This is a genomic window from Streptomyces sp. NBC_01255 (genome assembly GCF_036226445.1).
Taxonomy (GTDB): Bacteria; Actinomycetota; Actinomycetes; order Streptomycetales; family Streptomycetaceae; genus Streptomyces.
The window spans coordinates 7,011,354-7,031,974 of record NZ_CP108474.1; the positions used below are offsets into that span (position 1 = coordinate 7,011,354).

Genomic DNA, 20,621 nt, shown 5'->3' on the forward strand with positions numbered 1-20,621 from the left:
TTCCCGCCCACGGGTGGGAACTCGGCGGCGGCGTCCTCATGTTCGGGCCCCGGCGCCGTGCGGCGAGACCCCAGCTGTTCCGTCCCCCTGTGACGTGTGGCACGATGCCCGAAACCCTCCGCACAGAGCCCTACAGGAGACGTCTCGCGTGCAGCCCTCCGCCGCCCAGGACCCCGCGGATCTGCCGGACCTCGCGCATACCCACGCCAGGCCGGCGCACTGGCTGGCGACCGCCACCGCGACCGCCGCGGTCGTCGCCCTCGCCGGACTGCTCCAGCCCGGCCCCGCCGGAGCCACGGCGGCCCCCGCCGCGCCCCGTCCGGCGCCCGCTCCGGAGGCCGCCACGGCCGACTACCCCGTGGAGTGCGGGGGAGGCCCGTACAAGGTCGCGAAGCGCGTCTCCGGCGACCTCGACGGCGACGGGAACCCGGAGACGGTTGCGGTCGTGCACTGCGAAGCGGGCTCGGGCACGCCGCCGAGCGGCGTCTACGTCCTCACCCGCGGCAAGGGCACGGGCGCCCCCGCGCGCGTGGTGGCCACGCTCGTCGCACCGCGGCAGGGCAAGAACGTCACCGAACTCGCCGTACGCGACGGAGCGGTACACGCCACGCTGCTCGGCTACTCGTCCCCCGACGTCCCCATGTGCTGCCCCGACGAGAAGGAGCAGGTCAGCTGGGTGTGGCAGGGCGGCGCCTTCGTCCGCGCCACCCGTGCCGAGGCGCGGAGCGCCTGACCCGTCACTCCGCGTCGGGGCCGTACACCTCGACCTTGTCGGCGACCCGGCGCACGTGGATGCAGTCGCCCGGGCACTCCTTCGCCGAGTCCACCACGTCCTGGAGCAGCGGCAGCGGCACCGGCGTCGTCGCCCCGCTGTCCTGGAGCAGCTCGTCGTCGGCGCTCTTCACATACGCGAGCCCGTCGATGTCCAGCTCGAAGACCTCGGGAGCGTACTGCGCGCAGATCCCGTCCCCGGTGCACAGGTCCTGATCGATCCAGACCTCCAGCGCCTCTTCGACGCCCGTAGCCGGGGCCTCGTTCTGCACGGTCATTTCTCCTGCCGTTTCTGCTTCGCGCGGGTAAGTCGGGCCACCTCTGAAGGGTGTTGACCCATGACGACGATACAACCGCCCGCTTTCAGACGGCGAAAGGGTGGGTATTCCCCTGGCGAGAGGGGAAGCGCAAGGGTGAAGATCGGACACGGCCCGGAGTCTTTTTGATCTAGGGGTTTCAATCACCACCCACGCAGGTAGGGTCAGGAAGCGTCCAGCTCCCCTTGGAGGAGGTGAGGACCGTGGCAGCCCACGACGACGACATCAACCGCGGCATCCGGCCCGGGCGAGGGTCTGAGGACCCCGCCGGACAGGTTGCCTATCTCGAGCAGGAAATCGCCGTCCTGCGCCGCAAGCTCGCCGACTCTCCGCGACACACGAGGATTCTCGAAGAGCGGATCGTCGAGCTGCAGACGAACCTGGCCGGCGTGTCCGCGCAGAACGAGCGGCTCGCCAATACGCTCCGTGAGGCCCGCGACCAGATCGTGGCCCTCAAGGAGGAGGTCGACCGGCTCGCACAGCCGCCGGCCGGCTTCGGTGTCTTCCTGCAGGCCAACGAGGACGGCACGTGCGACATCTTCACCGGGGGCCGCAAGCTCCGGGTGAACGTGAGCCCCAGCGTCGAGCTCGAAGAGCTCCGGCGTGGCCAGGAAGTCATGCTCAACGAAGCGCTCAACGTGGTCGAGGCCATGGAGTACGAGCGTGCCGGGGACATCGTCACCCTCAAGGAGATCCTCGAGGACGGCGAGCGCGCCCTGGTGGTCGGGCACACCGACGAGGAGCGGGTGGTGAGGCTCGCCGAGCCTCTGCTGGACGTCACCATCCGTCCCGGCGACGCCCTGCTGCTCGACGCCAGGTCGGGCTACGTCTACGAGGTCATCCCCAAGAGCGAGGTCGAAGAGCTCGTTCTGGAAGAGGTCCCGGACGTCGACTACGACAAGATCGGCGGTCTGGGCAACCAGATCGAGCTGATCCGCGACGCGGTCGAGCTCCCGTACCTCTATCCCGACCTCTTCAAGGAGCACGAACTCCGACCGCCCAAGGGCATCCTGCTCTACGGGCCGCCGGGCTGCGGCAAGACGCTGATCGCGAAGGCCGTGGCCAACTCACTGGCCAAGAAGGTCGCCGAGGTGACCGGCCAGCCCGCGGGGAAGTCCTACTTCCTCAACATCAAGGGGCCCGAGCTCCTCAACAAGTACGTGGGCGAGACCGAGCGGCACATCCGCCTCGTCTTCCAGCGTGCGAGGGAGAAGGCGAGCGAGGGCACCCCCGTCATCGTCTTCTTCGACGAGATGGAATCCCTCTTCCGCACCCGCGGATCCGGTGTCAGCTCGGACGTGGAGAACACCATCGTCCCCCAGCTGCTCGCCGAGATCGACGGTGTGGAGGGCCTGGAGAACGTCATCGTCATCGGCGCCTCCAACCGCGAGGACATGATCGACCCCGCGATCCTGCGGCCCGGCCGGCTCGACGTCAAGATCAAGATCGAGCGTCCGGACGCGGAGGCCGCGAAGGACATCTTCGCGAAGTACCTCACGGCCACCCTGCCGCTCCACACGGACGACATTTCCGAGCACAGCGGCTCGAAGGCCGCCGCCGCCCACGGAATGATCCAGTCGGTCGTCGAGCAGATGTACGCGGAATCCGAGGAGAACCGCTTCCTCGAAGTCACGTACGCCAACGGCGACAAGGAAGTCCTCTACTTCAAGGACTTCAACTCCGGCGCGATGATCCAGAACATCGTCGACCGGGCCAAGAAGATGGCCATCAAGGCCTTCCTCGACCACAACCAGAAGGGCATCCGGGTCTCCCACCTCCTCCAGGCCTGCGTGGACGAGTTCAAGGAGAACGAGGACCTGCCCAACACCACCAACCCCGACGACTGGGCCAGGATCTCCGGAAAGAAGGGCGAGCGGATCGTCTTCATCCGCACGCTCGTCACCGGAAAGCAGGGCGCGGACACGGGACGCTCCATCGACACGGTGGCCAACACCGGTCAGTACCTGTAATACGCGCACCGGCTGCGGATGTCCGGAAACCGGGCATCCGCAGCCGGTGTATTCCTTCCAGCGTTTCTCCCGGCAGCACGGGTTTCTCCCGGAAGTACGGGAAATACCGCAAGTGATCTCCCCACCAGCGCTGAGCCGCTCTAGGCTCTTCGGTAACGCCGAGTCGCGCACTGTGAGCGACGCCGGGCAAGGAGGGCCGCATGACCGTACGGCGAGTAATGGGCATCGAGACGGAGTACGGGATCTCCGTCCCCGGGCACCCGAACGCCAATGCCATGCTCACCTCGTCCCAGATCGTCAACGCCTACGCGGCGGCGATGCACCGGGCGCGCCGCGCCCGCTGGGACTTCGAGGAGGAGAATCCGCTGCGGGACGCCCGCGGCTTCGACCTCGCCCGCGAGGCCGCAGACTCCAGCCAGCTCACCGACGAGGACATCGGCCTCGCCAATGTGATCCTCACCAACGGGGCCCGGCTCTACGTGGACCACGCCCACCCCGAGTACAGCTCGCCGGAGGTCACGAACCCGCGGGACGCCGTCCTCTGGGACAAGGCCGGCGAGCGGATCATGGCCGAGGCGGCCGTCCGTGCCGCCCAGCTCCCCGGAGCCCAGCCGATCCACCTCTACAAGAACAACACCGACAACAAGGGCGCCTCCTACGGCACGCACGAGAACTACCTGATGAAGCGGGAGACCCCCTTCTCGGACATCGTGCGCCACCTGACCCCCTTCTTCGTGTCCCGCCAGGTCGTGACCGGGGCGGGCCGCGTCGGCATCGGGCAGGACGGCCGGGAGCACGGCTTCCAGATCAGTCAGCGGGCCGACTACTTCGAGGTCGAGGTGGGTCTGGAGACCACCCTCAAGCGGCCCATCATCAACACGCGCGACGAGCCGCACGCGGACGCCGAGCGGTACCGGCGCCTGCACGTGATCATCGGGGACGCGAACCTCTCGGAGATCTCGACCTACCTCAAGCTCGGCACGACCGCCCTGGTCCTGTCGATGATCGAGGACGGGTTCATCACCGTGGACCTCGCCGTCGACCAGCCGGTCAGGACGCTCCACCAGGTCTCGCACGACCCGACCCTCCAGTACCTGGTCACGCTCCGCAGCGGCCGGACGCTCACCGCGGTCCAGTTGCAGATGGAGTACTTCGAGCTGGCCAGGAAGTACGTGGAGGAGCGGTACGGCTCGGACGCGGACGAGCAGACGAAGGACGTCCTCACGCGCTGGGAGGACACCCTCAACCGGCTCGAGAACGACCCGATGAGCCTCTCCGGCGAGCTCGACTGGATCGCCAAGCTGGAGCTCATGGAGGGGTACCGGCGCCGCGACGGCCTGGAGTGGGACGCGGCCCGCCTGCACCTGGTGGACCTCCAGTACGCGGACGTGCGGCCCGAGAAGGGGCTGTACAACCGTCTGGCGGCCCGGGGGCGCATGAAGCGACTCCTGGACGAGACCGAGGTGCGGCAGGCCGAGACGGCGCCTCCGGAGGACACCAGGGCCTACTTCCGGGGCCGCTGCCTGGAGCAGTACGCCGACGACGTCGCCGCGGCCTCCTGGGACTCGGTGATCTTCGACCTGCCGGGCCGGGACTCGCTCCAGCGCGTCCCGACGATGGAGCCGCTGCGCGGCACCAAAGCCCATGTGAAGGCGCTCCTGGACCGCTGCCGGACGGCGGAGGAACTCGTGCGCGTGCTGTCCGGCGGATGATCGGTGGCCCGGCGCGGGCCTGAAATGCGCCGGCACTGGGAATCATGGAAACAGTGCCCGGGCGATGTGGAAACTGCGGGGCCGAAGTCAGACCCGACCTATAGGGTCTGATCTTGTACGGACTCAACCGAGCGGGCCGATTTCGAGCGGGGTGAGGGATATGGCGACCAAGGACACCGGCGGCGGACAGCAGAAGGCGACGCGATCCACGGAGGAGGTCGAAGAGACCACCACGGAGGCGAGCTCCGATCTCCAGGAGCGCCAGGAGAAGCTGAGCGACGACGTGGACTCCGTGCTGGACGAGATCGACGACGTCCTCGAGTCCAACGCGGAGGAGTTCGTTCGTAGCTTCGTCCAGAAGGGCGGCGAGTAGCCGCCTTCCGCGCCTGTACTCCTCCGTCCCCGGAGCCCCGGAGAAAGCCGTGGGCCCGGGGACGGATGACAGGCGGTGGCACGGGTATGGTCCGTGCACAGCAAGCAAGATCGGCCCGCGCCTCCCACGGCGGGCCGAATCTCCCACCCGGAAGGAATCGCGTGGAAGCCAACCCTCGTAGCACCGGGCGTCTGCCGGCGGCCTTCCTGACGCCGGGATCGTCCTCGTTCCTGGACTTCCTGGCGGACCACTCGCCGGAGCTGCTGCCGAGCCACCGGAAGCTGCCGGAGGGCGTCCTCGACGCCCCGCACGGCACGACCATCGTGGCGGTCACCTTCCCCGGCGGGGTCGTCCTCGCCGGCGACCGGCGGGCCACCATGGGCAACATGATCGCGCAGCGGGACATGGAGAAGGTCTTCCCGGCCGACGAGTACTCGGCCGTCGCCATCGCCGGCACCGCCGGTCTCGCCGTGGAGATGGTCAAGCTCTTCCAGCTGGAGCTGGAGCACTTCGAGAAGGTGGAGGGCGCCACGCTCTCCCTGGAGGGCAAGGCGAACCGCCTGTCCACCATGATCCGCGGCAACCTCGCCATGGCCATGCAGGGGCTCGCCGTCGTGCCGCTCTTCGCGGGCTGGGACGAGGGCAAGGGGAAGGGCCGGATCTTCTCCTACGACGTGACCGGCGGCCGCTCCGAGGAGCAGGGCTACGCCGCCACCGGCTCCGGCTCGATCTTCGCGCGCGGGTCGATGAAGAAGCTCTACCGTGGCGACCTCACCGAGCAGCAGGCCACGACCCTGGTCGTGCAGGCGCTGTACGACGCGGCGGACGACGACTCGGCGACCGGTGGCCCCGACATGGCCCGCCGGATCTTCCCGCTCGTCACCGTCATCACCGAGGAGGGTTTCCGCAGGCTCACCGAGGCCGAGTCCTCCGAGCTGGCCCGGTCGGTCACCGAGCGGCGTCTCGAGCAGCCCGACGGGCCGCGCGCCGCCCTGCTCTGACCACTCGTCGCTCTGTAGAAGCCCAGAAGAAAGGGACGGACCGCCGGTGTCCACTCCGTTCTACGTCTCACCCCAGCAGGCCATGGCCGACCGGGCGGAGTACGCCCGCAAGGGCATCGCCCGAGGCCGCAGCCTCGTCGTCCTCCAGTACACCGACGGCATCGTCTTCGTCGGCGAGAACCCGTCGCGCGCCCTGCACAAGTTCAGCGAGATCTACGACCGGATCGGCTTCGCCGCCGCCGGGAAGTACAACGAATACGAGAACCTCCGCATCGGCGGCGTGCGCTACGCCGACCTGCGGGGCTACACCTACGACCGGGACGACGTCACCGCGCGCGGCCTGGCCAACGTCTACGCCCAGACGCTCGGCACGATCTTCTCCAGCGCGGGGGAGAAGCCGTACGAGGTCGAGCTGGTCGTCGCCGAGGTCGGCGCCGAGCCGGAGGGCGACCAGATCTACCGGCTGCCGCACGACGGCTCGATCGTGGACGAGCACGGTTCGGTCGCGGTCGGCGGCAACGCGGAGCAGATCGGCTCCTTCCTGGACCAGCGGCACCGGGACGGCATGTCCCTGGCCGAGGCCCTGAAGCTGGCCGTGCAGGCGCTCTCGCGGGACACCAACGGCAGCGAGCGGGAGATCCCCGCGGAGCGCCTCGAGGTGGCGGTCCTGGACCGTACGCGCCCGCAGCAGCGCAAGTTCAAGCGGATCGTCGGCAGGCAGCTGTCGCGCCTCCTGGAGGCGGACAACGCCGCCGCGGCGAGGACGGACGAGCCCTCGGACGAGGTTCCGGAGGAGTAGACGGCCCGAGTCCCGTCCGGACTCTGCCTGAGTTCTGCCCGAGAGGCCCCGGTGCGCGCGAGCGGACCGGGGCCTCTCGCCGCTCCGGGGAAGTGCGGCTCAGACGGCCGGCGCGGGTCCTGAGGAGCCGCGGGGGACCAGGGTGACCGGGAGGTCGTCAGGCTGCGGCGGCTCGCCCGAGAGGACGGCCAGGAGGGCCGCCATGCCCCGCTCGCCGATGCGCTCGGCGGGCAGCGAGACGGTGGTCAGCTCCGGTTCGACGGCGGTCGCGAGCGCGAGGTCGTCGAAGCCGGTGACCGAGACGTCCTCGGGGACCCGCAGCCCGAGGCGCCGGAGGGCCTTGCAGGCACCCGCCGCGAGGATGTCGTCGTCGCACACGAGGGCCGTGGGGCGAGGACCGGGGGCCGCGAGGGCGCGCTCGGTGGCGGCCATGGCGCCGTGCACGTCGAGGGGCGCGCGGACGGTCCGTACCGACACGCCGGCGAGGGCCTCGGCGAGCGCGGCGGCGCGGACGTCGAAGGTCCAGGACGGCACGGCGGACGCGAGGTGGACGAAGCGCCGATGGCCGAGGGCGAGCAGATGGCCCGTGACCTGGCGCATGCCGTCCGCGATGTCGAGATTGACGTGGGCGGCGGCGCCGGTGTCGGCCGGGTCGCTGTCGAGCATGACCAGGGGCAGGTCGGTGCCCCGGAAGGCCTTCAGGGCGTCCGAGGCCATCGAGGAGGCGATGATCCCGTCGAGCGCCGCGCGGGCCGAGGCGAAGGGGTCCTTGGCGGGGCCGACGCCGTCGGGGGAGGGGTACAGGACCACGCCGAAGCCGTGCCGGGCGGCGACCGTCGCCGCGCCCGTGTAGACGCGGGCGAAGAACTCGTTGGTGAGCGCCGGGACGACGAGCAGGGCCGTACGGGTGTGGCCGAGGCGGAGGTTGCGGGCGGCGAGGTTGGGGCGGTAGCCGAGGCTCCGCGCCGCCTCCCGCACGGTGTCGGCGGTGCGCTCGGAGACGCGCCCGCGCCACTTGTCGCCGAGGACGAGCGACACGGTGGCCTGCGAGACGCCCGCGACCCGGGCGACGTCCCGGCTGGTCGGGCGCGTGCCGCCGAGCGGCTCCGGGGTCTGCACACAAGCCTCCGCGTCGGACGGGTCCCGGTACGCCCCGCGGCGCCGGGGGCGTCCCGGGTGCTTCGGTACATCGGGTGGGATCCGGACACTACCCGGTCGCTCCCAGGTCGCGGGGTGGACCCGCGCACGGCCGACATGGTACGTATGACCTCGACGTTATACGTAAAACCTCGGCGGGGTCCGGGGGTGAGGGGAGACGACATGGCCACCGAGGCCACGGCACACGGCGGCTATCTCGACATACTCCGGGCACCGCACGCGGCCCGGCTCCTCGCCGGCACGCTCGTCGGGCGCCTGCCCAACGGCGTCGGCCCGATTGCCCTCACCCTCTTCGTCCGCGACCAGGGCGGCAGCTACACGCTCGCCGGCGGCCTCATCGCCGCCTACGGCGTCGCCACCGCCGTCGGCCAGCCCCTCCTCGGCCGCGCCGTCGACCTCAAGGGCCAGCCGCGCGTCCAGCTGCCCGCCGCCGTCCTCTCCGCGCTCGGCATGGTCCTGCTGGCCTTCACCGGCATCGGCAACCTCGGCCTGGCCTACGCGGCCGTCGTCCTCGCCGGCCTCTTCACCCCGCCCCTCGAGGGCGGCCTGCGCGCCCTCTGGCCGAGCGTCCTCGGCCGCGAGGACCGGGTCCACCGCGCCTACGCCCTCGACGCGGTCGCCCAGGAGGTCATGTTCACCGTCGGGCCCCTCCTGCTGACCCTCCTCGTCTCCCTCTGGTCGCCCGCCGCCGCCCTCCTCGTCATCAACGCCCTCGGCGTCCTCGGCGCCCTCGCCGTGGTCCTCTCCAAGCCCTCCCGCACCTGGCGTTCCGCGCCCCGCGAGGCCCACTGGCTGGGAGCCCTGCGCTCGCCCGGGCTCCTCGCCCTCCTCGGCTCCTTCTTCTTCGTCGGCCTCGCCCTCGGCTCCATCACCGTCGCCGCCGTCTCCTACGCCGACGACCTGGGCACCCCCTCCGTCTACGGCTGGCTGATGGCCGCCCTCGGCCTCGGCGCCCTCCTCGGCGGCGTCGCCTACGGCGCCCGCACCTGGACCGGAGCGCCCGAGAAGCGGCTGCGGGTCCTCGTCCTGCTCCTCGCGCTCTGCTACCTGCCGCTCACCCTGACCCCCGGCCCGGTCGCCATGACCGGCCTCTCGGTCCTCTCGGGTGTCTTCCTCGCCCCGGTCCTCGCCTGCGCGTTCATCGTCGTCGACCGGCACGCCCCGGCCGGCACCGTCACCGAGGCCTTCTCCTGGCTCGTCACGACCTTCGGCGTCGGCTCGGCCCTCGGCTCTGCGGCTGCGGGACCCGCCGTCGAACTCGCCGGAACCGCCACCGGATTCGCCGTTGCCGGAGCGGGCGGCCTCATCGCCCTCCTCGTCCTCCTCGCCACCGGGCGAGTCCTCCACGTACCCGTGAGCCCGGCGGGGCCGGTGGTCCAGGCCGAATCCGACGCGCGACACGCCGTCAGTGCGGGCGGCCCCACCCCCGTACACACGGAAAAGAACACGCACTGATCGGAAAATGATCGAAACGGGAACGCCCAACCCGGTTTCATCACACGCCGTCAGGCGTAATGTTCAGACATGGACCGCCGCATTTTCGGGCTGGAGAACGAGTACGGCGTCACGTGCACGTTCAGGGGACAGCGCCGACTGTCTCCTGACGAAGTGGCGCGCTACCTCTTCCGCCGTGTCGTGTCATGGGGCCGCAGCAGCAATGTCTTCCTGCGGAACGGCGCCCGCCTGTACCTGGACGTGGGTTCGCATCCGGAATACGCCACACCGGAATGTGACAACGTGACCGAACTGGTCACCCACGACAAGGCCGGCGAGCGCATTCTCGAGGGCCTGCTCGTCGACGCCGAACGCCGCCTGCACGAGGAGGGAATCGCGGGCGACGTCTATCTCTTCAAGAACAACACCGACTCCGCAGGAAACTCCTACGGCTGCCACGAGAACTATCTCGTCGCCCGCCACGGGGAGTTCTCCCGGCTCGCGGACATCCTCATTCCCTTCCTCGTCACCCGGCAGCTCATCTGCGGCGCGGGAAAGGTCCTCCAGACCCCGCGTGGCGCGGTCTTCTGCGTCTCCCAGCGTGCCGAGCACATCTGGGAGGGCGTCAGCTCCGCCACGACCCGCTCGCGGCCCATCATCAACACCCGGGACGAGCCGCACGCCGACGCCGAGCGCTACCGCCGCCTCCACGTCATCGTCGGTGACTCGAACATGTCCGAGACGACCATGCTGCTCAAGGTCGGCGCCACCGACCTGGTGCTCCGCATGATCGAGGCCGGCACCGTGATGCGCGACCTGACCCTGGAGAACCCCATCCGGGCGATCCGCGAGGTCAGCCACGACATCACGGGCCAGCGCAAGGTCCGGCTCGCCAGCGGCCGCGAGGCCTCCGCCCTGGAGGTCCAGCGCGAGTACTACGAGAAGGCCGTCGACTTCGTCGACCGGCGCGGCATCCGCACCGGCACCGTCGCGCAGGTCCTGGAGCTGTGGGGCCGTACGCTCGACGCGATCGAGAGCGAGCGGCTCGACAAGATCGAGACCGAGATCGACTGGGTCATGAAGCACCGGCTCATCGAGCGGTACCGGGCCAAGCACAACATGACCATGTCGAACCCGCGGGTCGCGCAGATAGACCTCGCGTACCACGACATCCACCGCCGCCGCGGGCTCTACTACCTGCTGCAGAAGAACGGGCAGGCGGCCCGGATCTGCAACGACATGAAGATCTTCGAGGGCAAGTCGGTGCCCCCGCAGACCACTCGGGCCAGGCTCCGCGGCGACTTCATCCGCCGCGCCCAGGAGCAGCGCCGGGACTTCACCGTCGACTGGGTCCACCTCAAGCTCAACGACCAGGCGCAGCGGACCGTGTTGTGCAAGGACCCGTTCCGCTCCGTCGACGACCGGGTCGAAAAGCTGATCGCCGGAATGTAAGCAGGTCATACCGGTCATGGGGCTCCGCACGTTTGACGTGCGGAGCCCTTCGGCGTGACAGGAGCACCCCCTAGAGTGTCGGGACAACAACTGTGCCGTCTGAGATCTGAGGAACACGTGCGCCGACTTGCCGGCCTTCTCGTCGTCCCGCTGCTGCTGCTCTCGACAGCGGCGTGCGGCAGCGACGACAAGGGCTCCGATTCCGCCTCGATGAAGAACGGGCTGCCCGCCATCACCGCGGGAGCCAAGTTCGGCGAGAAGCCGACCCTCGCCAAGGGCGAGGGCGACCCGCCCAAGGAACTGAAGGTCAACGTCATCAGCGAGGGTGACGGCCCGGTGACGAAGAAGGGCGACGCGCTCTCGGTGAACTACCTGGGTCAGGCCTGGGACTCCACCACCCCCTTCGACAACAGCTTCGACCGCGGTCAGCCGTTCAGCGTCACTCTCGGCGAAGGCCAGGTCATCAAGGGCTGGGAGCAGGCCCTCGAAGGGCAGAAGGTCGGCAGCCGCATCGAGGTCGGCATCCCGCCGGCGCTCGGCTACGGCGAGGCCGGCTCGCCGCCGAGCATCAAGCCGAACGCCACCCTCGTCTTCGTCGTGGACATCCTGAAGTCCGTCACGATCCCGAAGTCCGCCACCGGCACGCCGGTCGCGCAGGACAACAAGGACCTGCCGAAGGTCGGGACGAACACCGACGGCAAGGCGCCCACGCTGACGGTTCCCAAGGTCGACCCGCCGACCAAGCTCGTCTCGAACTACGTGCTCGAGTCCAAGGGCGAGGCCGTCAAGGCGACCGACACGGTCGTCGTGAACTACGTCGCCGCCCTCTGGAAGGACGGCAAGGTCTTCGACTCGACCTACACCACCGGCAAGCCCGCGAACTTCCCGCTCGCCCAGCTCACGCTGAAGGGCCTCAAGGACGGTCTCGTCGGCAAGAAGGTCGGCAGCCGCGTCCTCATCGTCGCGCCGCCGTCCGAGGCGTTCGGCGACAAGGAGCAGCAGGGCATTCCGAAGAACTCCACGCTGGTGTTCGCCGTGGACATCCTGACGAAGATGTAAGACTGTCCCGATCGCGCAGTTCATCAGTATGAGGAGCAGTTCAGTGAGCATCGAGAAGCCCGAGGTCGACTTCCCGGGCGGCGAGCCGCCGAAGGACCTGAAGATCAGGGACATCTGGGAGGGCGACGGCGCCGAGGCCAAGGCCGGCGCCAACGTCCGCGTCCACTACGTGGGCGTCGCCTTCTCCACCGGCGAGGAGTTCGACTCCTCCTGGAACCGCGGCGAGCCGCTCCAGTTCCGGCTCGGCGTCGGCCAGGTCATCTCCGGCTGGGACCAGGGCGTGCAGGGCATGAAGGTCGGCGGCCGTCGCGAGCTGATCATCCCCGCCCACCTCGCCTACGGCGACCGTGGCGCCGGCGCCAAGATCGCCCCGGGCGAGACGCTGATCTTCGTCTGCGACCTGGTCGCCGTCTGATCGGTCGTGTCCGACCGGTGACGGTCCTCCGGGGGCCCCTGCCATCCATGGCGGGGGCCCTCGGCTTTTGTCCCGACACTCCGGGGCGGTACGGTCGGACGTCCGACAAGTGGATCCGGCAAAAGAGGTGCGGGGCGTCGATGGCGATTGCCAAGTCCGAGCGGCTGATGAATCTCGCGCTGTGTCTGCTCGGGACGCGCCGCCCGCTGAGCAAGCGCGAACTCCGCGGCTCCATCGAGGCCTACCTCGAAGCGAGCGGGGACGACGCCTTCAACCGGATGTTCGAGCGCGACAAGGACGACCTGCGCGAGCTGGGTCTCGTCATCGAGACCGTCGAGAACCTGGAGGGCGAGACCGGCTACCTCGCCCGCCGCGACTCCAACCGCCTCCCGCCCATCACCCTCGACGCCGAGGAGGCCGCCGCGCTCGGCCTCGCCGCCAGGGTCTGGCAGCAGGCCCGGCTCGCGGGAGCCGCCAGCGGCGCCCTCCAGAAGCTCCGCGCCGCCGGCATGCCCGAGGCGGAGGACTCGTACGACGTCCAGCCCAGCGCCCTCGAACCCCGCATCCCGGTGCACGAGGCGGCCTTCGAGCCCCTCATGCTGGCCTGCCGAGACCGTCGGCCCGTCGTCTTCGACTACCGCAAGGCCAACGCCGCCCGCCCCGAGACCCGCCAGGTCGAGCCCTGGACCCTCGAATGCTGGCGCGGCCACTGGTACCTCGCGGGCTGGGACCGCGACCGGGGCGCCGAGCGCGTCTTCCGCCTCTCCCGGATCACCGGCAAGGTCCGCTCCCGGGCCGGTGCCTTCACCGCGCCCGTACCCGACGTCGTCACCGTCCGCGAGACCGTCGAGAGCTGGGCGGGGGAGACCGCCACCCGCTCCGCGCGGATCCGGCTGCGCGCCGGCTGCGGCTACCCGCTGCGGGCCCGCGCCCAGTCCGTGGAGGTGGGCGACGACGGCTGGGACGAGCTGGAGATCCCGTACGGGCACGGGCTCGACGCCTGGCTGGTCGAGTTCGGCCCGGACGTCGTCGTACGGGAACCGGCCGATCTGCGGGCGGATGTACTGGACCGGCTGCGCGCCGTGGCCAAGGGCTGAGGGGGAGACGTACCGCATGGCTGCCAACGCGATCGACCAGACGAGGCGGATGCTGTCCCTCGTCACCTATCTCCGTGAGCGCCCCGGCGCCCACGTCGCCGACGTCGCGCGCGCCTTCGGGATCACCGAGGACGAGCTGATCTCCGACCTGGACGTGCTGCCCATGTGCGGCACCAGCTTCCGCGGCGGCGATCTGCTCGACATCGACACCGACGGCGACCGGATCTGGTGGCACAACCCCGACGACGTCGCGGCGCCGCTGCGGCTCGCCGCCGACGAGGCGACCGCCCTCCTGGTCGCCGCCCGTGCCGTCGCCACCCTGCCCGGTCTCCGCGAGAGCGACCGCGACGCGCTGGTCCGCGCGACCGCCAAGCTGGAGGCGGCGGCCGGCGAGGCCGCCGGGGCCAGCTCGCGGCTCTCGGTCACCTTCGAGTCCGAGGGCGGCGTCTTCGCCGAGGTCGACCGGGCGATCTCGGAGCGCAGGCGGCTGTGGGTGCGCTACTACTCGCCCGCGCGCGACGAGCTCACCGAGCGCGAGGTCGACCCGATCCGGCTCTTCGCCGTCGGCCACACGTACATGGAGGCGTGGTGCCGGCTCTCCGAGGCGCGCCGCACCTTCCGACTCGACCGGGTCGTCGAGATCCGGCTCCTCGACGAACACGCCGCGCCGCCCGAGCTGGAACTGCGCGACCTCTCCGAGGGGCTGGTCCAGCCCTCCGCCGACGACCCCGAGGTCGTGGTCGAGGTCGGCCCCGGCGGACGGTGGGTCGCCGAGTACTACCCGCACGACCGCGCCGACGAGCTGCCCGACGGCGGCCTGCGGATCACCCTGCGGACGCCGGACCCCGCCTCGCTGCGGAGGCTCGCCCTCCGGCTGGGCAGCGACGGGCGGATCGTCGCGCCGCGCGAGCTCGCCGACAGCGCCCGGGAGGCGGCGACCGCCGCGCTCGCCGCGTACGAGGGCGTGTGACGTCCTCCGCTGCGAGGACGCTGTTGCTGACGTAGTTGCCGAACCGGTCGTCGCCTGACCGGTCGTCGCCGAACCGGTTCCCGCCGAGCCGGTTGTCGCCGTAGGGAAACGAGGGAGATGTCCGTCATGCCTGGTCTTGCTGCGACGATGGCCCCGGTCCTCTTCAAGGCCGCCTGCCCCGACTGCCGCTCCCGCTTCGAGCTCTCCGCCAGCGCCCTGCGCCTCGCCATCGGCGCCAGCCGGCGGACCACCTTCTACTCCTTCACCTGCCCCGAATGCGGCAGCTCCGTCCGCAAACCCGCGGGCGAACGCATCATCGAACTCCTCACCGGCGGCGGCGTCCGCACCCTGCGCCTCCACACCACCGTCTGAACGACCCCCACCCGCTCAAGGTCTAGGCTCTGCCCATGTTCTGGCCCATGCTCGCCATCGCCCTCGGCTTCCTCGGCATCGCCGTCCTCGGCGTCCTCGGCATCAAGGTCTTTCTGGAGGTCCAGCGCCTCGGCCGGCAAGTGGCCCGCACCACAGAACGGATCACCCAGGCCGCCGAAGAGCTCGAAACGGCCGCCGTGGGACTGGCCCGAACCGGCGAGACACTGCGCTGAGTCGGTGCCGTACGCTGCACGAAGCGGCCTCGGCCCGGGGGCGCGGGACGCAATCGGGAGTATGCACGGGCATTGCCTCGCGTTTACTCCTGCGGGTTACGATCGCAGGCAGCGCGGTGGCCGGACGCATGTCCGACCCGCCGGGCACGCACTCCAATGTCGCCTCGGTGAAGAAGGTAAAAGCTATGGGTAGGCTCGGCCCCACCGAGATCATTCTCATCCTCGTCGTCATCATCCTGCTGTTCGGTGCCAAGAAGCTTCCGGACATGGCCCGCTCGCTGGGCAAGTCGGCCCGCATCCTCAAGAGCGAGGCCAAGGCGATGAAGTCGGACGACCAGCAGAGCGCCCCCGCCGACCCGCCGCACGCCGGAACCGGAGCGCAGGACGCGCAGCCCGCGCCGCGCACGATCCAGGCCGCTCCCGGCGACGTGACCAGCTCGCGTCCCGTGACCGAGCCCTCGGACACGACCAAGCGCTGACCCGGTCCGCCGCGGCCGCCGCACTGTGCGGCGGCTGCCGCACGAGATGAGGACGTGGGTTGCCCAAGTCTGCCCGCAAGCAGGAGAAGGATCCCGAGGGTCGGATGCCCCTCGTGGAGCACCTGCGTGAACTCCGCAACCGACTGGCGAAAGGTCTCCTCGCCGTCGCTGCGGTGACGATCGTGGCCCTCGTGTACAGCGAGGAGCTCATGCAGTTCCTGACGCAATCGGTGCCCACCTGCGCCAAGGGCGTCACCAGTGACGGCGGAAACTGCGCGATCGTCTCCTTCAACACGCTGATGGCCCCCTTCAGCACGACGATCCAGCTGTCCCTGACGGTGGGTCTCGTCGTCGCGAGCCCGGTCTGGCTGTACCAGTTGTGGGCGTTCGTCGCGCCCGGCCTCCACAAGAGCGAGAAGAAGTACACGTACGCGTTCGTCGGCGCGGCCGTGCCGCTCTTCTCCGCCGGCGCCTACCTCGCGTACCTGATCCTCCCGATCAGCGTGAAGGTCCTCATCAGCCTCACGCCTAGTGGTTCCGCGAACATCCTCTCGCTCGGCGACGTCCTCGACTTCACCCTGCGCATGGTGCTCGTCTTCGGCCTCGCCTTCGAGCTTCCGCTCGTCCTGGTGATGCTGAACCTCACCGGTGTCCTCACCGGTCGCCGCATGGCCGGCTGGTGGCGCGGCGTGATCATGGGCGTCTTCGTCTTCGGCGCCGTCATCACCCCCACGACCGACCCGATCGGCATGATCGCCCTCGCGGGGCCCATCACGATCCTGTACTTCGGGGCCGTCGGCTTCTCGCTGCTCAACGACCGGCGACGCAAGCGCAACAACCCCGACGCCGCTCTCGACGACGACGAGGCCTCCGAACTCGACCTCACCCCCGAGGCCGTCGGCGCCATCGAACCCGTCGGCGCCGCGCGGGCCCTGCCCGAGCAGGCCACCGGGCCGGGGGAGACCGGCGGATCCGCCGCCCACCGGGTCAACGGTTACGACGACATCACCTGATCTTGTAGGGTCCCCCCAGACTCCGTCCGGGGGGACCCCCACATGACCAGCGACATCACCCTCTTCGTCAACCCCACCGCAGGCCGCGGCCGCGGCGCCCACGCCGCGCAACCCGCCGCACAGGCCCTCAGGGACGCCGGATTCTCCGTCCGTACCCTCCTCGGGCACGACGCCGACGACGCCCTGCGGCGCGCCCGCGAGGCCGTCGACGCGGGGACCGGAGCCCTCGTCGCCGTCGGCGGCGACGGCATGATCTCGCTCGCGCTCCAGGCGGTCGCGGGGACCCGGACGCCGCTCGGAGTCATCGCCGTCGGCACCGGCAACGACTTCGCCCGCACCCTCGGCCTGCCGGTCCGCGCCCCGGCCGCGGCGGCCCGCGTCACCGCCGATCTGCTCAAGGGCGCCGGCGGCCACGCGATGGACCTCGGGCGGATCACGGGCGGGGACCTTGGGCAGGCGACGGGCGGGGACCCGGGACAGGCGGCAGGCGAGGGCCCCGGGCAGGCGGCGGGCGGGGCGGGCACCCGCTGGTTCGGCACCGTCCTCGCCTCCGGCTTCGACTCCCGCGTGAACGACCGCGGCAACCGCATGCGCCTCCCCGCCGGACGCTTCAAGTACGACCTCGCCATCCTCGCCGAACTCGCGGCCTTCCGGCCCGTCCCCTACCGGCTGACCCTCGACGACGGGCGGGTCGTCGAGACCGACGCGACCCTCGTCGCCGTCGGCAACGGCACGTCCTACGGTGGCGGCATGCGCATCTGCGCCGACGCCCGTACCGACGACGGATTCCTCGACGTCACCGTCGTCGGCGACTGCTCCCGCACGACGCTGATCAAGGTGTTCCCCCGCGTCTACCGCGGCACCCACCTCGACCACCCGAAGGTCACCACGTACCGGGTCCGCTCCCTCACGCTCGACGCACCGGGCATCACCGGCTACGCCGACGGCGAGCCCCTCGGCCAGCTGCCCCTCACGGTGGAGTGCGTCCCCGGCGCCCTGCGCGTCCTGGCGCCTCCCGTGCCCCCGGGAGCATTGCCCCGATAAAGATCGCGTCACTGTCAGAGGCGGCGGGTAGGCTCGATGACAAGATGACAGAGGACCTCACACCAGCCGAAGCGTACGCAGCCGCTCTCGCCCGCAACGCCGAGCAGCGGACCGCGCTGGCCCCCTTCCGCGAGATGTACGACTTCGACCTGGACCCCTTCCAGATCGAGGCGTGCCAGGCCCTCGAGTCGGGCAAGGGCGTGCTCGTCGCCGCGCCAACGGGCTCCGGGAAGACCATCGTCGGCGAGTTCGCCGTCCATCTCGCCCTCAGCCAGGGCCGCAAGTGCTTCTACACGACGCCCATCAAGGCGCTGTCGAACCAGAAGTACGCCGACCTCGTCAAGCGGTACGGCGCGGACAGGGTCGGCCTGCTCACCGGCGACAACAGCGTCAACGGCGACGCGCCGATCGTCGTCATGACCACCGAAGTCCTCCGCAACATGCTGTACGCGGGGTCACAGGCCCTCTCCGGCCTCGGCTACGTCGTGATGGACGAGGTGCACTACCTCTCCGACCGCTTCCGCGGCGCCGTCTGGGAGGAAGTGATCATCCACCTCCCCGAATCCGTCACCCTCGTGTCACTCTCCGCGACCGTGTCCAACGCCGAGGAGTTCGGCGACTGGCTCGACACCGTCCGCGGCGACACCGAGGTCATCGTCTCCGAGAGCCGACCCGTACCCCTCTGGCAGCACGTCCTGGCCGGACGCCGGATGTACGACCTCTTCGAGGAGGAGACCGACCACGGAGGCCGCGGCTCCGCGCGCCGCGAGGTCAACCCCGACCTCGTCCGCCTGGCCCGCACCGAGAACTCGACGTACAACCCGCGTGACCGGCGCCGCGGCAAGATGATCCGTGAGGCCGACCGCGAGCGCGAGCGCCGCCAGCGCTCCCGCATCTGGACCCCCGGCCGCCCCGAGGTCATCGAGCGCCTCGACGCCGAGGGGCTTCTGCCCGCCATCACCTTCATCTTCAGCCGCGCCGGCTGCGAGGCCGCCGTCCAGCAGTGCCTTCACGCCGGACTCCGCCTCAACAACGAAGAGGGACGTCTGCGCGTCCGCGAGATCGTCGAGGAGCGGACCGCCTCCATCCCCACCGAGGACCTCCACGTCCTCGGCTACTACGAGTGGCTCGAAGCGCTGGAGCGGGGCATCGCCGCCCACCACGCCGGCATGCTCCCCACCTTCAAGGAGGTCGTCGAAGAGCTCTTCGTCCGCGGCCTCGTGAAGGCCGTCTTCGCCACCGAGACCCTCGCCCTCGGCATCAACATGCCCGCGCGGTCCGTCGTCCTGGAGAAGCTCGTCAAGTGGAACGGCGAGCAGCACGCCGACATCACACCCGGCGAGTACACCCAGCTCACCGGCCGCGCCGGCCGCCGTGGCATCGACGTCGAGGGCCACGCCGTGGTGCTCTGGCAGCGCGGCTTCGACCCGGGCCACCTCGCCGGGCTCGCGGGCACGCGCACGTACCCGCTGCGGTCCAGCTTCCGGCCCTCGTACAACATGGCGGTCAACCTCGTCGACCAGTTCGGCCGCCACCGCTCCCGCGAGCTCCTCGAAACCTCCTTCGCCCAGTTCCAGGCCGACCGCTCCGTCGTGGGCATCTCGCGCCAGGTGCAGAAGAACGAGGAGGGGCTCGAGGGCTACCGCGAGGGCATGACCTGCCACCTCGGCGACTTCGAGGAGTACGCGCGGCTCCGCCGCGACCTCAAGGACCGCGAGACGGAACTGGCCCGGCAGGGCGCCGCCCAGCGGCGTGCCCAGGCCGCCGGCTCGCTGGAGAAGCTCAAGCCGGGCGACATCATCCACGTCCCCACCGGCAAGTTCGCGGGACTCGCCCTCGTCCTCGACCCCGGGATCCCCGCGGGGCGGACCAACGGCCACCGGGGCTTCGAGCAGCACGACGGACCGCGTCCCCTCGTCCTCACCGCCGAGCGGCAGGTCAAGAGGCTCGCCTCCATCGACTTCCCGGTCCCCGTCGAGGCGCTCGACCGCATGAGGATCCCCAAGTCCTTCAACCCGCGCTCGCCGCAGTCCCGCAGGGATCTCGCCTCCGCGCTGCGGACCAAGGCCGGGCACGTCCATCCCGAGCGTCACCACAAGCAGCGCGCGGCCGCCGCCGACGACCGCGAGATCGCCCGGCTGCGCACCGCGCTCCGCGCCCATCCCTGCCACGGCTGCGACGAGCGCGAGGACCACGCCCGCTGGGCCGAGCGCTACCACCGCCTCCAGCGCGACACGCACCAGCTGGAGCGGCGCATCGAGGGCCGTACCAACACGATCGCCCGGACCTTCGACCGGATCGTCGCGCTCCTCACCGAGCTCGACTACCTGCGGGCCGACGAGGTCACGGACAACGGCAAGCGGCTGGCCCGGCTCTACGGCGAGCTCGACCTGCTGGCGAGCGAATGCCTCCGGGACGGTGTCTGGGAGGGTCTCACCCCGCCCGAACTCGCGGCCTGTGTCTCGGCGTTGGTGTTCGAGTCGCGCCAGGCCGACGACGCCGTCGCACCGAAGCTGCCCACGGGCAACGCCAAGGCGGCGCTCGGCGAGATGGTCCGGATCTGGGGCCGCCTCGACGCCCTCGAGGAGGAGTTCAAGATCAACCAGGCGGAGGGGGTCGGCCAGCGCGAGCCCGACCTCGGCTTCGCCTGGGCCGCCTACCAGTGGGCCTCCGACAAGAGCCTCGACGAGGTGCTCCGCGAGGCGGAGATGCCCGCCGGTGACTTCGTCCGCTGGTGCAAGCAGGTCATCGACGTCCTCGGGCAGATCGCCGCCGCGGCGCCCAAGGAGAACAGCACGGTCTCCAAGAACGCCCGCAAGGCCGTCGAGTCGCTGCTGCGGGGTGTCGTCGCCTACAGCTCGGTGGGCTGACGGCTCCGGTTCCTTCAGGCCAGTGCCCGTGGCGATCACGCCACGGGCACCGGTCGTTCCGTCCCCTGTGCGCATGGTTGTC

General features: G+C 70.4%; 20 protein-coding genes. 18 read left to right on the forward strand and 2 right to left on the reverse strand.

The genetic code is table 11. The features are described 5' to 3' along the window. Positions 1–148 precede the first annotated feature (148 nt). Positions 149–733 carry a hypothetical protein gene (locus OG357_RS31740; RefSeq protein ID WP_329624399.1) on the forward strand — a complete coding sequence of 195 codons (585 nt, stop codon included), beginning with the start codon at positions 149–151 and terminating at the stop codon, positions 731–733. A gap of 4 nt (positions 734–737) precedes the next feature. On the opposite strand, the gene OG357_RS31745 is transcribed toward OG357_RS31740, so the two are convergent. Beyond that, the gene (locus tag OG357_RS31745; protein WP_024755477.1) at positions 738–1,049 is read right to left on the reverse strand and encodes a ferredoxin; all 312 of its coding nucleotides are present in this window, start codon (positions 1,047–1,049) and stop codon (positions 738–740) included. A gap of 242 nt (positions 1,050–1,291) precedes the next feature. On the opposite strand from OG357_RS31745, the gene arc reads away from it, so the two are divergent. The 5 genes from arc to prcA all read left to right on the forward strand — a co-directional run bounded on the left by arc (position 1,292) and on the right by prcA (position 6,943). Continuing rightward, a complete protein-coding gene (gene arc / locus OG357_RS31750; protein ID WP_141298694.1) occupies positions 1,292–3,058 on the forward strand; it encodes a proteasome ATPase in 1,767 nt (588 codons plus the stop codon). A gap of 200 nt (positions 3,059–3,258) precedes the next feature. Continuing rightward, a complete protein-coding gene (gene dop / locus OG357_RS31755; protein ID WP_329624400.1) occupies positions 3,259–4,770 on the forward strand; it encodes a depupylase/deamidase Dop in 1,512 nt (503 codons plus the stop codon). 160 nt (positions 4,771–4,930) lie between these two features. After that, on the forward strand, positions 4,931–5,143 hold the full coding sequence (locus OG357_RS31760; RefSeq protein ID WP_055644448.1) for a ubiquitin-like protein Pup: 213 nt from the start codon (positions 4,931–4,933) through the stop codon (positions 5,141–5,143). A 161-nt stretch (positions 5,144–5,304) separates the two neighbouring features. Beyond that, entirely contained in the window at positions 5,305–6,144 is an 840-nt protein-coding gene (gene prcB, locus OG357_RS31765) for a proteasome subunit beta (RefSeq protein ID WP_329624401.1), read from the forward strand. Positions 6,145–6,190: 46 nt separating this feature from the next. After that, on the forward strand, positions 6,191–6,943 hold the full coding sequence (gene prcA, locus OG357_RS31770; protein WP_329624402.1) for a proteasome subunit alpha: 753 nt from the start codon (positions 6,191–6,193) through the stop codon (positions 6,941–6,943). 99 nt (positions 6,944–7,042) lie between these two features. On the opposite strand, the gene OG357_RS31775 is transcribed toward prcA, so the two are convergent. After that, a complete protein-coding gene (locus OG357_RS31775) occupies positions 7,043–8,062 on the reverse strand; it encodes a LacI family DNA-binding transcriptional regulator (protein ID WP_329624403.1) in 1,020 nt (339 codons plus the stop codon). 201 nt (positions 8,063–8,263) lie between these two features. Here OG357_RS31775 and OG357_RS31780 point away from each other — a divergent pair, with 201 nt between their 5' ends. The 12 genes from OG357_RS31780 to OG357_RS31835 all read left to right on the forward strand — a co-directional run bounded on the left by OG357_RS31780 (position 8,264) and on the right by OG357_RS31835 (position 20,539). Beyond that, the gene (locus OG357_RS31780) at positions 8,264–9,556 is read left to right on the forward strand and encodes an MFS transporter (RefSeq protein ID WP_329624404.1); all 1,293 of its coding nucleotides are present in this window, start codon (positions 8,264–8,266) and stop codon (positions 9,554–9,556) included. A gap of 69 nt (positions 9,557–9,625) precedes the next feature. Beyond that, positions 9,626–10,987 carry a Pup--protein ligase gene (pafA, locus tag OG357_RS31785; RefSeq protein WP_329624405.1) on the forward strand — a complete coding sequence of 454 codons (1,362 nt, stop codon included), beginning with the start codon at positions 9,626–9,628 and terminating at the stop codon, positions 10,985–10,987. A 117-nt stretch (positions 10,988–11,104) separates the two neighbouring features. Next, complete coding sequence (locus tag OG357_RS31790) at positions 11,105–12,046, forward strand: FKBP-type peptidyl-prolyl cis-trans isomerase (RefSeq protein ID WP_329624406.1); 942 nt, start codon at positions 11,105–11,107, stop codon at positions 12,044–12,046. 43 nt (positions 12,047–12,089) lie between these two features. After that, entirely contained in the window at positions 12,090–12,461 is a 372-nt protein-coding gene (locus OG357_RS31795) for an FKBP-type peptidyl-prolyl cis-trans isomerase (protein ID WP_317593890.1), read from the forward strand. A 140-nt stretch (positions 12,462–12,601) separates the two neighbouring features. Beyond that, complete coding sequence (locus tag OG357_RS31800) at positions 12,602–13,558, forward strand: helix-turn-helix transcriptional regulator (RefSeq protein WP_329624407.1); 957 nt, start codon at positions 12,602–12,604, stop codon at positions 13,556–13,558. Between the two features lie 16 nt (positions 13,559–13,574). Beyond that, positions 13,575–14,528, forward strand: a complete 954-nt coding sequence (locus OG357_RS31805; protein WP_141298678.1) for a helix-turn-helix transcriptional regulator — start codon at positions 13,575–13,577, stop codon at positions 14,526–14,528. Positions 14,529–14,654: 126 nt separating this feature from the next. Continuing rightward, positions 14,655–14,900 carry a hypothetical protein gene (locus OG357_RS31810; RefSeq protein WP_443066762.1) on the forward strand — a complete coding sequence of 82 codons (246 nt, stop codon included), beginning with the start codon at positions 14,655–14,657 and terminating at the stop codon, positions 14,898–14,900. Between the two features lie 35 nt (positions 14,901–14,935). Next, positions 14,936–15,133, forward strand: a complete 198-nt coding sequence (locus tag OG357_RS31815; protein WP_056650224.1) for a hypothetical protein — start codon at positions 14,936–14,938, stop codon at positions 15,131–15,133. Positions 15,134–15,318: 185 nt separating this feature from the next. Then, on the forward strand, positions 15,319–15,612 hold the full coding sequence (gene tatA / locus OG357_RS31820) for a Sec-independent protein translocase subunit TatA (protein ID WP_024755463.1): 294 nt from the start codon (positions 15,319–15,321) through the stop codon (positions 15,610–15,612). A gap of 104 nt (positions 15,613–15,716) precedes the next feature. Continuing rightward, the gene (gene tatC, locus OG357_RS31825; protein WP_329625755.1) at positions 15,717–16,625 is read left to right on the forward strand and encodes a twin-arginine translocase subunit TatC; all 909 of its coding nucleotides are present in this window, start codon (positions 15,717–15,719) and stop codon (positions 16,623–16,625) included. 42 nt (positions 16,626–16,667) lie between these two features. After that, positions 16,668–17,669, forward strand: coding sequence for a diacylglycerol kinase (locus OG357_RS31830; protein ID WP_329624409.1), 1,002 nt, complete (start codon positions 16,668–16,670; stop codon positions 17,667–17,669). A 44-nt stretch (positions 17,670–17,713) separates the two neighbouring features. Beyond that, positions 17,714–20,539, forward strand: a complete 2,826-nt coding sequence (locus OG357_RS31835; RefSeq protein ID WP_329624410.1) for a DEAD/DEAH box helicase — start codon at positions 17,714–17,716, stop codon at positions 20,537–20,539. Positions 20,540–20,621: the final 82 nt, after the last annotated feature.